At 60.4% G+C, this 13,095-nt stretch carries 9 protein-coding genes and 1 pseudogene; 4 read left to right on the top strand and 6 right to left on the bottom strand.

Annotation, left to right across the window (positions count from 1 at the left end; all coding sequences use genetic code 11):
- The first annotated feature begins 64 nt into the window (after positions 1-64).
- Positions 65-1,198 (top strand): TIGR03364 family FAD-dependent oxidoreductase, encoded by a 1,134-nt coding sequence (locus B0D71_RS16980; protein ID WP_103395805.1) that lies wholly within the window; start codon positions 65-67, stop codon positions 1,196-1,198.
- A complete protein-coding gene (locus B0D71_RS16975; protein WP_103395804.1) occupies positions 1,198-1,755 on the top strand; it encodes a phosphonate degradation HD-domain oxygenase in 558 nt (185 codons plus the stop codon). Before B0D71_RS16980 ends, B0D71_RS16975 begins: the two co-directional genes overlap by 1 nt.
- Before the next feature lie 59 nt (positions 1,756-1,814).
- On the opposite strand, the gene B0D71_RS16970 is transcribed toward B0D71_RS16975, so the two are convergent.
- Both B0D71_RS16970 and B0D71_RS16965 read right to left on the bottom strand, forming a co-directional pair.
- Entirely contained in the window at positions 1,815-3,191 is a 1,377-nt protein-coding gene (locus B0D71_RS16970) for a GTPase/DUF3482 domain-containing protein (protein ID WP_103395803.1), read from the bottom strand.
- Positions 3,184-4,554 (bottom strand): DUF2868 domain-containing protein, encoded by a 1,371-nt coding sequence (locus B0D71_RS16965; RefSeq protein WP_103395802.1) that lies wholly within the window; start codon positions 4,552-4,554, stop codon positions 3,184-3,186. The genes B0D71_RS16970 and B0D71_RS16965 overlap by 8 nt, the downstream gene beginning before the upstream one ends.
- A gap of 85 nt (positions 4,555-4,639) precedes the next feature.
- Between B0D71_RS16965 and B0D71_RS16960 the strand changes: the two genes are divergently transcribed.
- Positions 4,640-5,152 carry a dihydrofolate reductase gene (locus B0D71_RS16960; protein ID WP_103395801.1) on the top strand — a complete coding sequence of 171 codons (513 nt, stop codon included), beginning with the start codon at positions 4,640-4,642 and terminating at the stop codon, positions 5,150-5,152.
- A gap of 112 nt (positions 5,153-5,264) precedes the next feature.
- On the opposite strand, the gene B0D71_RS16955 is transcribed toward B0D71_RS16960, so the two are convergent.
- Positions 5,265-6,656 (bottom strand): L-cystine transporter, encoded by a 1,392-nt coding sequence (locus B0D71_RS16955; protein ID WP_046039188.1) that lies wholly within the window; start codon positions 6,654-6,656, stop codon positions 5,265-5,267.
- A 240-nt stretch (positions 6,657-6,896) separates the two neighbouring features.
- Between B0D71_RS16955 and B0D71_RS16950 the strand changes: the two genes are divergently transcribed.
- Positions 6,897-7,952 (top strand): HAD family hydrolase, encoded by a 1,056-nt coding sequence (locus B0D71_RS16950; RefSeq protein ID WP_103395800.1) that lies wholly within the window; start codon positions 6,897-6,899, stop codon positions 7,950-7,952.
- 175 nt (positions 7,953-8,127) lie between these two features.
- Here the strand turns inward: B0D71_RS16950 and ilvD are convergent, their stop codons facing one another.
- The 3 genes and pseudogenes from ilvD to B0D71_RS16925 form a co-directional block, all read right to left on the bottom strand.
- Positions 8,128-9,969, bottom strand: coding sequence for a dihydroxy-acid dehydratase (gene ilvD / locus B0D71_RS16945; RefSeq protein ID WP_103395799.1), 1,842 nt, complete (start codon positions 9,967-9,969; stop codon positions 8,128-8,130).
- Positions 9,970-10,344: 375 nt separating this feature from the next.
- A pseudogene (locus tag B0D71_RS16935) lies at positions 10,345-11,542 on the bottom strand (MFS transporter).
- 249 nt (positions 11,543-11,791) lie between these two features.
- The gene (locus tag B0D71_RS16925) at positions 11,792-12,988 is read right to left on the bottom strand and encodes a class I SAM-dependent rRNA methyltransferase (RefSeq protein ID WP_103395796.1); all 1,197 of its coding nucleotides are present in this window, start codon (positions 12,986-12,988) and stop codon (positions 11,792-11,794) included.
- Positions 12,989-13,095 lie beyond the last annotated feature (107 nt).

Raw genomic sequence — 13,095 nt, 5'->3', positions numbered from 1 at the left:
TCGCGTCGTACTTGTAGGAGCCGGCTTGCTGGCGATGGCGGTTTTGAATTCAGGACACTTCTAGATGACACAACACAACGACATGCTGATCGTCGGCGCCGGCATCCTGGGTTTGTCCCACGCGTATGCCGCCGCCAAACGCGGTCTGAAGGTCACGGTTTTCGAGCGCAGCGAAACGCCTGTCGGCGCTTCGGTGCGTAACTTCGGCCAGGCACTGGTCACCGGCCAGCCGCCGGGGCCGATGCTCGAACTGGCCCGCGCCAGTCGCGGAATCTGGGGCGATTGGGCGCAACTCGCCGGCCTGCAACTCAAGCGCAACGGCTCGTACCTGTTCGCCCGCACCGAGGCGCAAGAGCAGTTGCTGGAAGCCTTCTGCGAAGGCCGTGCGGTTGAACACGGCTACCGTGTCGACCTGCTGCGCGGCGCCGCGTTACGCGACTTGTACGGCGGTCAGTTCCGCCATCACCGTGCAGCGCTGCATGGCATGGACGACCAGCAGCTGTATTCGCGCGAAGCGATTCCGGCACTGATCGACTTCCTGCGACGCGACCTGGGCGTCAAGTTTCACTTCTCTACCCTGGTGCGCGATATCGAGCCGGGCCGCCTGCACAGCACCGCTGGCAGCTTCAATGCCGAGCAGATCATCGTCTGTTCCGGCCACGATTATCAGACCTTGCTAGCCGAGCAGATCGCCGAACTCGACCCGCAAATCTGCCGTCTTCAAATGCTTCGCGCTCGACCGCAGACCAATCTGAACCTGCAACATGCATTGCTCACCGGATTGAGTTGCGTGCACTACGGTGCCTTCGCTGATTTGCCGGAAGCTGCAGCGGTACAGGCCGAGATTTTGCGGCACGCGCCGCACTTGCATGAAAACGGCATCCACCTGTTGATCAGCCCGACGCCCTATGGCGAGTTGATCATTGGCGATTCGCACCATTACGGCAGCGATCCGTCGCCCTTCAATGTCGAGCAGGTCGACGACTGGATGATCGAACTGGCCGAACAGACCCTGGGCTGCAAGGTGCAAGTGGTCGAGCGCTGGCAGGGGGTCTATGGTTCACGGGGGCCGGGACCGTTCTCGTTCCTGCGTCCGGCAGAAGGCCTGAGCGTGGCGTTGATGCACACCGGTGTCGGCATGAGCGTCGGGCCGGCGATGGCGGAACGCAATGTTGCCACCGTATTGGAGGAAATCTGATGCTGCGTGAAGAGCAAGTGATTGCCGAGGTGTTCGGTTTGTACGAGCGCTTTGGCGACAGCGACTACATCGGCGAGCCGGTGTCGCAGATCGAGCACATGTCCCAGGCTGCGCAATTGGCCATGGCCGAGGGCTTCGACGATGAAGTGGTGCTCGCGGCGTTTTTCCACGACATCGGGCATATCTGCGCCGAAAGCGCGGAGAACATGGGCGGCTTTGGCGTGGTCAGCCATGAGCGTCTGGGCGCGGACTATCTGCGTCGCGCTGGCTTCAGCGAGCGCATGGCGCGGCTGGTCGAATACCACGTACAGGCCAAGCGTTATCTGACGCTGAAAGAGCCGGGGTACTACGAGCGCTTGAGTGAAGCCAGCCGCCGCACCCTGGAATATCAGGGTGGGGTGATGACGGCTGAAGAGGCTGAGGCGTTCGAACAGGATCCACTGTGTGCCGTGAGTCTGCGCATGCGCCAGTGGGATGAACTGGCGAAAGAGATGCACGTGCCGGTGATTGATCTTGGTCTTTTAAAGGAAAAGGCATTGCGCCTTTTGGCTGCATAGAAATGTGAGACCGAGGTGCTGCCATCGCGGGCAAGCCCGCGATGGCGTCGGATCAGGCGCTACAACTCTGCGGCCAACACCTCGATCTGCTCCTGCCGCTCCGCCTGATTCAACTTCGGATGAGGATTGAGCGACGACCATTGCGGATGCGCCCGTGCCTTGTTCAGCGCTTCGGGCAGTTTGCCTTCGCGCCAGGTTTTATCCTGTGGCGTGGCGACCTGAATACTGTCCATCGCTGCGTGCCCACGGGCATTGAGCGCTTGCAGCAATTGCCGTTGGCGCAGCGCCAACAGGCGCAGCACGTCGTCATCCACCGTCAGCTCGCGCTGGCCCTTGATCTTGCCCAGCAAACGGCTGCCATAGCTGCGCGCGGTTTGCAGAGCGCCGCCAGCGATGGCGCCGGCCAGTGCGGCGGCGCCGAGGGTAATCCCTCCCACCAGCAAATCGACCCCGGCCCCAGCAGCCGCGCCAGCAGCGATTCCGCCACCGACGCGCACACCCAGTTGCTTCAGGGTTTCCGGGTTGAACAGGTCATCGCCCCAACGACCGTCGAGCAGCGGCAAATCGCTGGCAGCGGCATCCTGTGGGCGGAAGGCGTAGAGCTTGAGCAGGGACTCGACACAGCGCTGCTCACGCTGGCGCACGGCTTTGCGCAGTTCGCTGATCGCCTGTTGTTCCTGTTCGGCTTCACTGACCACGCTGCGCCGGCAGGCCGCGCAATCGATCAGCAGTTCGGCAATCAATCGCTCTGCGCTTTGTTGGCGAGCCAGACGCTGGGCTTGCTGATCGGCGATCAGGCGTTCCAGTTGCGGCCGCGCGGTTTCCAGCAGCAAGGCGAGACTTTCATAGAGTCGGCGTTCGCCATCCTCTGGCGGCGCGACGCTATCGAAGCGCACCAGGGCATGCAGGCCCAGCCGTGCCAGCGCTTCACGCCATGCCGGTTCGCGGTGGTTGGCGCTGCTGACGAAATTCAGCACCGGCAGCAAGGGTTTGCCGCAACTGGCCAGCACTTCCAGTTCGTCGCGATACTTGGCCAGCACCGGTTCCCGGGCGTCGATCACATAGAGACCGGCATCCGACGCCAGCAACTGGCGCAGCACCTTGGCCTCCTGTTCGAAGCGTTGCCGGGCTTCGCTGCCATCGAGGAAACGCGCCAGGCGTGCCGGGCCGTCGAGGCGTTCGCCGGGGCGCTCCAGGCGTTCGAGATAATCGAGCAGGGCGATGGCGTCTTCCAGGCCGGGGGTGTCATAGAGGTCGAGCAGCGGCTCACCGTCCACCGACAACCGTGCGCCCTCGACATGTCGCGTGGTGCTGGGGCGATGGGACACTTCACCGAAGCCAACGTCGCGAGTCAGGGTGCGCAGCAAAGAAGTTTTGCCGACATTGGTGTGGCCGACCACGGCGAGTTTCAGAGGCTGCATCCGAGTGTCAGTCATGGCCCGTCTCCAGCCAGTTCATCGGTGCGCAATCGGCAAAGGGCAACTCAAGCTGTTGCAGCGCCACGTGCCAGTCACCCAGGCGCTCGGCGTCCAGCGCTTCACCGGGCGGTGCCTGCAATAACCACACGCGGGTGGCGCTGGCGCTGCGGGCCAGTTCGGCGATCAAGGCCAGGCTGCCGCGATCCGGCGAGCGCCGTGGGTCGCAGGCGATGGCCAGGCGCGCCGCAGGGAAACGGCTCAGTTGTTCGAGGAGTTTGTGCCGCGATTCGCGACTGTCGAGGATGCCGGCGTTGCTCACGTTTTTCGGCAATTGCGGTGGCCACGGGCGGTCGTCGTCCAGTTCGATGGCGACCAACAGCGCGCCGTCGCTTTGTTGTTCACTGACGCCGCTTTCCACGCGATGAAGTTGCGCCGGTGCCGCATCGCTGACACCGAGGCGTTCGCTGGTGGGCATCAAGCGTTCGCGCAGTTGTGCGTAACCGGGCAGGTTCAAATCCAGGCGCAGGACCGTTTTCCCCGCCTTCCAGCGCCACAGGCAAAACAGCGCGAGCAGCAGGCGCGGCAATACGCCGTAGACCAGCAGCACCCCCACCAGCCACGCGGCCCAGGCCTGCCGGGCGCTTTCGATGTTCAATGCGGCATCACCGCTGGCGCGGATCATCTCCTCGGTCGGCACGCTGAAGCCGATCAGGGCCGGTAGCGCGCCAAGCGCCTGCGTGACGGCGATAAAGGTGTCGGCACTGAGGATCGTGGTTTCCCAGACGAAGCCGTAGCGTCGGGTCGCCATCAGTGTCAGCAGAATTACCAAGGCACTGAGCATCGCCAGCAACCACAGGCCGTTGACCAGCACGCCGATGGCCCAGCGATTGAGTTTCTGCCGTTGCAACAATAGGAGCAGGGCCGGTGCCAGTTGTGCGGCTTTGGCATCCCGGGCGAGTTTTTCACTGAGCCATAGCCACAGTCGTCCGAGGCTGGCGCCGTGTTCGCCGGCAAACACCAGCCCCAGGGCCCAGCTCAGCAGCAGGATCAGATTGAGCCCGAGCAGGCTGCCCAAGGCCCAGAACACGTTCACCGGGTGCAGGCCGTCGCCCATTGCAGCGAAGGCCAGGCCGGCGCCGCTGATCACGGCCAGCACCGCCATAACGATCAGCGCCAGGCGTGCGCCTTGCAGCCAGTGTTTGAGGGCCGCAGCCAAGCCATCGCGTTCAGCCAGCCACAGGGCCCGGCGTTGAATGCGCGACGGCAAATCGCCGCCCGCGCTGCGGGCCAGTCGGTTGGCTTCAAGGTCTTCCAGGGGGCCTGCGTGTTCTTCGCGCAGGCGGATGGTTTCTGTCAGCCAGAGGGTATTGAGTTCAGTCACGCGGCATCCCGTCGCTTAATTGAGCTGTGAGCATAACCGCTGTGACGCTTATCGGCGAAAGCGAGGCTCTGGTATCCTCGCCGGCATGACTAAATCACTCCCCCTCAGCCTGATCGCGGCCCTCGGTGAAAACCGCGTGATCGGCGTCGACAACAGCATGCCCTGGCACCTGCCGGGGGACTTCAAATATTTCAAGGCCACCACCCTCGGCAAGCCGATCATCATGGGTCGCAAGACCTGGGATTCCCTCGGTCGTCCGCTGCCGGGTCGTTTGAATATCGTGGTCAGCCGTCAGACGGATCTGGTGCTCGAAGGCGCCGAGGTTTACCCGTCGCTGGAAGCCGCGATGGTTCGCGCCGAAGCATGGGCGAAGGAACAGGGCGTCGATGAGCTGATGCTGATTGGCGGGGCGCAGTTGTATGTGCAAGGACTGGCCCAGGCAGATCGGTTGTATCTGACCCGCGTGGCGTTGAGCCCGGAAGGGGATGCGTGGTTTCCGGAGTTTGATTTGAGCCAGTGGAAACTGGTTTCGAATGTTCCGAATCCGGCGGAGGGCGACAAGCCGGCGTACAACTTTGAGGTTTGGGAGAAGGCCTAAAAGCATCGCTGGCAAGCCAGCTCCTACAGGATGTGTGTTGATCGCGGATTTGCGTACGACACAACCCTTGTAGAAGCTGGCTTGCCAGCGATAGCGGTCTGACTGACGCTACTTAAGCCTGCGCCAACGCCGAATGCTCATCCGCATCCAGCAGTTCTTTATCAGTCTGCTGCATCACCTGGCTGGTAATCGCCCCGGCCGTCATCGACCCACTGACGTTCAACGCCGTACGCCCCATATCAATCAGCGGCTCGACCGAAATCAGCAACGCCACCAGTGATACCGGCAAACCCATCGCCGGCAGCACGATCAACGCGGCAAAGGTCGCGCCGCCACCGACACCGGCCACACCGGCCGAACTCAGGGTCACAATCGCCACCAGCGTTGCGATCCACAATGGGTCCAACGGGTTGATACCCACGGTTGGCGCCACCATCACCGCCAGCATCGCCGGGTACAGACCGGCACAGCCATTCTGGCCGATGGTCGCACCGAACGAAGCGGCGAAACTGGCGATGGACTGCGGGATGCCCAGGCGACTGGTTTGCGCTTCGATGCTCAACGGAATCGTCGCAGCGCTGGAGCGGCTGGTGAAGGCAAACGTGAGCACCGGCCAGATCTTGCGGAAGAAGCGCAGGGGATTGATCCCGGCGGCCGATACCAGCACGCCATGGACCACGAACATCAGGCCCAGGCCGATATAGGACACCACCACAAAACTGCCGAGCTTGATGATGTCTTGCAGGTTGGAACCCGCGACCACTTTGGTCATCAGCGCCAGCACGCCGTACGGGGTCAGCTTCATCACCAGGCGCACCAGACGCATCACCCAGGCTTGCAGGGTGTCGATGGCGTTGATCACTTTCTGACCTTTCTCGGCATCATCCTTGAGCAATTGCAGGGCCGCGACACCGAGGAACGCAGCGAAAATCACCACACTGATGATCGACGTCGGCTTGGCCCGCGCCAAATCGGCGAACGGGTTTTGCGGAATGAACGACAGCAACAGCTGCGGCACATTCAGGTCGGCGACCTTGCCGGCGTAGTCAGTCTGGATGGTTTGCAGGCGCGCCATTTCCTGGGTGCCGGCCACCAAGCCTTCGGCGGTCAGGCCGAACAGGTTGGTCAGGCCAATGCCGATCAACGCCGCAATAGCCGTGGTGAACAGCAGCGTGCCGATGGTCAGGAAGCTGATCTTGCCCAGCGATGAAGCGTTATGCAGGCGGGCCACGGCGCTGAGGATCGAGGCGAACACCAGCGGGATCACGATCATTTGCAGCAATTGCACATAACCGTTGCCCACCAGATCGAACCAGCCGATCGAGGCTTTCAGTACCGGGTTACCGGCGCCGTAGACAGTGTGCAAGGCCACGCCGAACGCCACACCCAGCACCAGGGCGAGCAGGACTTTTTTCGCCAGGCTCCAAGTGGTGTGGCGGGTTTGTGCCAGGCCCAGGAGCAGGGCGAGGAACACCAGCAGATTGAGAATCAGCGGCAGATTCATTGGAACTCCCATTAGACATGTGCCAACTGCCTTCCAGGGCAGCTGCGAACCGGTAAGCCTAACAGCTTGAAAACTAATGAATTAATATCAAAAACATCTTGTGACTGTCGTTTTTGGAATAAGCGCATGTCGCTGTCGGGGATGCAACTGGCGCAAAAAGGATTCGTACGGTCGCTGACAGACGAGGACTGTCACACTTATTTGTTAGCGTCGATGTCTTTCATTCAGGGAGATATGCACATGAAGTTCGCACCGAAATTTCTGGCTGCAGCAATTTGCCTCGGCCTTGCCGGCCAAGTTCTCGCAACGGATCTGAAACACTGGCCGGCCGATCAGGCCAAGGCGCTGGACGCGATGATCGCGGCTAACGCCAACAAGGGTAACTATGCGGTGTTCGACATGGACAACACCAGTTACCGCTACGACCTCGAAGAGTCGTTGCTGCCGTTCATGGAGAACAAAGGCCTGATCACCCGCGACAAGCTCGATCCCTCCCTGAAGCTGATGCCGTTCAAAGACACTGCCGATCACAAGGAAAGCCTGTTCAGCTACTACTACCGTCTCTGCGAAGTCGACGACATGGTCTGCTACCCATGGGTCGCCCAGGTGTTCTCCGGCTTTACGCTCAAGGAACTCAAGGGCTACGTCGATGAACTGATGGCGTCCGGCAAACCGGTACCGGCGACTTATTACGAAGGCGACGTGGTCAAGAAGCTCGACGTCAATCCGCCGAAGATCTTCACCGGCCAGCAAGAGCTGTACAACAAGCTGATGGAGAACGGCATCGAGGTCTACGTGATGACCGCCGCCTCCGAAGAACTGGTGCGCATGGTCGCGGCCGATCCGAAGTACGGCTACAACGTCAAACCGCAGAACGTGATCGGCGTGTCGCTGCTGCTCAAGGATCAAAAAACCGGCGAATTGACCACCGCGCGCAAGCAGATCACCGCCGGTAAATATGACGAGAAGGCCAACCTCGGCCTGGAACTGACCCCGTACCTGTGGACCCCGGCGACCTGGATGGCCGGCAAGCACGCGGCGATCCTGACTTACATCGATGAGTGGAAAAAACCTGTTCTCGTGGGCGGCGACACCCCGACCAGCGACGGCTACATGCTGTTCCACAGTGTTGACGTGGCCAAGGGCGGCATCCACTTGTGGGTCAACCGCAAGGACAAGTACATGACCCAGATCCAAGGCATGATGGCCAAGAACGCGGCGGCCCAGGCCAAGGAAGGGTTGACGGTGACTGCCGACAAGAACTGGGTGATCGTCAAGCCGGAAGAAATCCAGTAACAGTGTAGGAGCGAGCTTGCTCGCGATGGTCGTTAACGATAACGTTGGAAACCTGACACCCAGCGGCGTTCTCCAGTCCATCGCGAGCAGGCTCGCTCCTACAGATGAAAGGTGACTGGCAGAAACAAAAATGCCCCGCACTTGGCGGGGCATTTTCATGTTCGACGGTTAACGCTTACAGCCCGTCAAGCATCGCCTTGTTACGCACAGCGCCCTTGTCGGCACTGGTGGCCAGCAGGGCATAGGCTTTCAACGCGGTGGTCACTTTACGTGGACGCACTTCCACCGGTTTCCAGCCCTTCTTGTCCTGCTCGACCCGGCGTTCAGCCAGTTCTTCGTCGCTGACCAACAGGTTGATCGAGCGGTTCGGGATGTCGATCAACACCTTGTCGCCGTCCTGCACCAGACCAATCGCGCCGCCGGCAGCCGCTTCAGGCGAAGCGTGGCCGATGGACAGGCCAGAAGTACCGCCGGAGAAACGGCCGTCGGTGAGCAGGGCGCAGGCTTTGCCCAGGCCTTTGGATTTCAGGTACGAGGTCGGGTAGAGCATTTCCTGCATGCCCGGGCCGCCTTTCGGGCCTTCGTAGCGAATGATGACGATATCGCCTTCCTTCACTTCGTCGGCGAGGATGCCGCGCACGGCGCTGTCCTGGCTTTCGAAGATCTTCGCGTTGCCTTCGAACACGTGGATCGACTCGTCGACGCCGGCGGTTTTCACCACGCAGCCGTCCAGGGCGATGTTGCCGTAGAGCACGGCCAGGCCGCCTTCTTGCGAGTAAGCGTGTTCGACACTGCGGATGCAGCCGTTTTCACGGTCGTCGTCCAGGGTGTCCCAACGGGTCGACTGGCTGAACGCGGTTTGCGTCGGGATGCCCGCAGGACCGGCCTTGAAGAAGTGATGCACGGCTTCATCGTTAGTCTGGGTGATGTCCCACTTGGCGATGGCTTCTTCCATGCTGCGGCTGTGCACGGTCGGCAACTGGGTGTGCAACAGGCCGCCACGGGCCAGCGAGCCGAGGATGCTGAAGATCCCGCCTGCGCGGTGCACGTCTTCCATGTGGTACTTCTGGATGTTCGGCGCAACCTTGCACAGTTGCGGCACGTGTCGGGACAGACGGTCGATGTCGCGCAGGTCGAAATCGATCTCGGCTTCCTGGGCGGCGGCCAGCAAGTGCAGGATGGTGTTGGTGGAACCGCCCATGGCGATGTCCAGGGTCATCGCGTTCTCGAACGCCTGGAAGTTGGCGATGTTGCGCGGCAACACCGACTCGTCGTTATCAAAGTAGTAACGCTTGCACAGCTCGACGATGGTGCGGCCGGCCTGCAGGAACAGCTGCTCGCGGTCGCTGTGGGTGGCCAGGGTCGAACCGTTGCCCGGCAATGCCAGGCCCAGCGCTTCGACCAGGCAGTTCATCGAGTTGGCGGTGAACATGCCGGAGCAAGAGCCGCAAGTCGGGCAGGCGCTGCGCTCGTACTCAGCGACTTTCTCGTCAGAAGCGCTGGAGTCGGCGGCGATCACCATGGCATCGACCAGGTCGAGGCCGTGGGAGGCGAGTTTGGTCTTGCCGGCTTCCATCGGGCCGCCGGAGACGAAGATCACCGGGATGTTCAGGCGCAGGGACGCCATCAGCATGCCGGGGGTGATCTTGTCGCAATTGGAAATGCAGACGATCGCATCGGCGCAGTGGGCGTTGACCATGTATTCGACGGAGTCGGCAATGATCTCGCGGCTCGGCAGCGAATACAGCATGCCGTCGTGGCCCATGGCGATGCCGTCATCGACAGCGATGGTGTTGAATTCCTTTGCCACGCCGCCAGCGCGTTCGATCTCGCGGGCGACCAGTTGGCCCAGGTCTTTGAGGTGCACGTGGCCCGGTACGAACTGGGTGAAGGAGTTGGCAATGGCGATGATCGGCTTCTTGAAGTCGTCATCTTTCATCCCCGTGGCGCGCCACAGTGCGCGGGCACCGGCCATGTTGCGGCCGTGGGTGGATGTTTTCGAGCGGTAATCAGGCATGAAGCACTCCGGGCGGCTAATCAGGTATCAAAAGGGAAGTGAGCTTCTATTGACGTCTGGAACACTCAGAAATGGCCGCGTGTCCGGAAGTTGCCGATAACTTTGCGGGATCGCCGCGCGCTTCAGCTTGAGCTCATAAACCCGCCGGGGATGACTGGCGATGAATGTTCGCGATTCTACACGGCTGGCGGCTGGAGGGAATGGCTGCAAGCGTGGAGGCAGCATTCACAAGACGTGCGGGCAAGCCTGCGGAACTTCACATGGAACGGTTATCTGTAGGAGCGAGCTTGCTCGCGATGAACCAGAGGGCAACGCGTTCATCGAGAATGAGCGCGTTTTCGTTTACGACCATCGCGAGCAAGCTCGCTCCTACAGTCAGCGTCCGATCCTGGTGTTCGTCAGCAAACCCCAAAGACTGAACACGATGTAGCTGACAGCAATGGTCATCAGCAAATTGTCCCCTGTTTGTGCGAGGGCGGCGCTGCTGACGGCGGCGGTGATGAACATGATGCTGTTGCCTGCGGATGCTGCCGTTCCGGCACTGGTTGAGAACAGCAACATTGCTGCGGAAATCGCGGCAGGGCGAACTAGGGTGACTGCCAGAGCACTGATCAGCATCGGTATGAGCAGGGTGATAGTTGTCATCGCTTCATAATTGACGATTAATGCTAACAACACACCGGCGACACCTAGCAATCCAAGCCCGATGTTGATTTGCAACGTGAGGGAGATATGTTTCTGCACGGTGCTGGCAACTATTCCACCGAGGAAATAGGCCAACCCATACACCATAAGCACCAGCGCGTACTGGTACTCGGATAACTTCAACTCATCCATGAAAATCAGCGGTGTCACGCTGATCAACGCGAAATAGCAAGCAAACACTAACGCGGCTATCCACCAGTAGCGGATGAAGTCTCGGTTTCCAATAACGGATTTCAGCGTGCGTAGAACGGAAATGGGTTTTCTTCGATGGCTGACTGCTTTGGAGGGCAGTATTACTTGGGTATGGATAAACATGCCAAGCGCCATGAGCGCAAAACCATAAAAGCTTGCCTGCCAGTCGAACGTGGTTTGCAACCATGATCCCAATAGTGGCGACAGTGCAACAAAGGAGCCGCTCAGTGTCATGTAATAAATTCGCACTCGGGCCCGATCCTGTTCTTCGAACAAGTCTTCCACCAATGCATGACCCAGCACAAAAAAAACCGCACCCGATTGCCTGGATAACGCGAAATAGCAGGAAGCCCAGATAGTCTGTCGCCAGCGCGCACCCTATCGAGCCGAGCGTAGCAACAACGATGCAACCAAGAAGAACTTCCTTGCGCCCCCACTTATCTGAGAGCGGGCCGGTTATTAATTGAGACATCGCAAAAACCAGCGTGAACAGGCTGGTGGATAGAGCGATTTCTGCAGTTGAAGTGTTGAACTCCGCGGCCAAGGCAGGAAAAGAAGGCAGGAGGATATTCAGCGGGAAAAAACTGATCAACGAGATATTTGTAATGAGGATAAAGCGGGAGGCCCGTTGGCGTTTCAGGTCGCCACTTAGAGCTGGGTAAGAGGACTCAGACATTGTTTTTGTTTTCCGGAGCGATCAAGCGTTCATGCTTGAAACCAGAAACCGATACTAGTCTGGGGTGCAGGTAATTCAATCAGAAGCGCTGTAGGAGACTTCCTGTTTTGATGCCGGGAACCTCTGTAGGAGCAGCCGGTCGACGGTCGATTGCTCGCGATGAGCCTGAGAGCGCCGTGGGGCGTCAGGCTGCCAGCGTTATCGTTGACGACCATCGCGAGCGAGCTCGCTCCTACAGTGGTTTGCGTTTTAGCTGTTAGGCAACAACCGGCAAGTAATGCTCTTGATGTAGCGAGTCTCGGCAATTGCCGGGTGCACCGGATGATCCGGGCCCTGACCGCCACGCTCCAGCATCTGTATATTGCGGTCCAGGTGGCGGGCGCTGGTCAGCAGGATGTTCTGCAGATCGTCTTCCGGCAGGTGCATCGAGCACGATGCGCTGACCAGGATGCCGTCCTTGGTGAGCAGGCGCATGGCTTGCTCGTTCAGGCGGCGGTAGGCGCCTTCGCCGTTTTTCATGTCTTTCTTGCGTTTGATGAACGCCGGCGGGTCGGCCACGATCACGTCGAAGCGTTCTTCGCTGGCTTTCAGCTCTTTCAGGGCTTCGAACACGTCGCCTTCGATGCAGGTCATTTTTTCGGCGAAGCCGTTCAGTGCGGCGTTGCGCTCAACGCCGTCGAGGGCGAAAGCCGATGCATCGACGCAGAACACTTCGCTGGCGCCGAATGCTGCAGCCTGCACGCCCCAGCCGCCGATGTAGCTGTACAGGTCCAGTACGCGTTTACCTTTGGCGTAAGGGGCCAGGCGGGCGCGGTTCATGCGGTGGTCGTAGAACCAGCCGGTTTTCTGGCCCTGGATGACCGGTGCTTCGAATTTCACGCCGTTCTCTTCGAGAGCAACCCACTCCGGCACCAGGCCGAACACAGTTTCGACGTAGCGGGTGAGGCCTTCGGCGTCACGAGCAGCGGAGTCGTTCTTGAACAGAATGCCGCTCGGCTTGAGCACCTGGGTCAGCGCCGCGATCACGTCGTCCTTGTGGGCTTCCATGGTCGCCGAAGCGATCTGGACCACCAGGATGTCGCCGAAACGGTCGACCACCAGGCCTGGCAGCAGGTCGGAGTCGCCGTAGACCAGGCGATAGAACGGCTTGTCGAACAGGCGGTCACGCAGCGACAGGGCCACGTTCAGGCGATGCACCAGCAGCGATTTGTCCAGCGGCAACTTGATGTCGCGCGACAGCACGCGGGCGCAGATCAGGTTGTTCGGGCTCATGGCAACGATGCCCAGCGGCTTGCCGCCGGCGGCTTCGAGGATCGCCTGGTCGCCGGCCTTGAAACCGTGCAAAGGCGTAGCGGCTACATCGATTTCGTTGCTGTAGACCCACAAGTGACCGTTGCGCAGACGACGGTCGGCGTTGGCTTTGAGGCGCAGGCTAGGCAGGGACATGTCGTCGCTCCGGAAAAAAGAGCGGGAGTATAGCGTGTTGAGACCCCGGATTGGCCTGCAAGTGGACATGTGGCGAGGGTTGTCTTGCGATTTGGGATGTCGGATCC

This window comes from Pseudomonas laurylsulfativorans, from assembly GCF_002906155.1.
Lineage (GTDB): Bacteria > Pseudomonadota > Gammaproteobacteria > Pseudomonadales > Pseudomonadaceae > Aquipseudomonas > Aquipseudomonas laurylsulfativorans.
The sequence above is the reverse complement of the archived record's forward strand: the minus strand, read 5'-3'. Positions and strand labels throughout refer to the sequence as shown.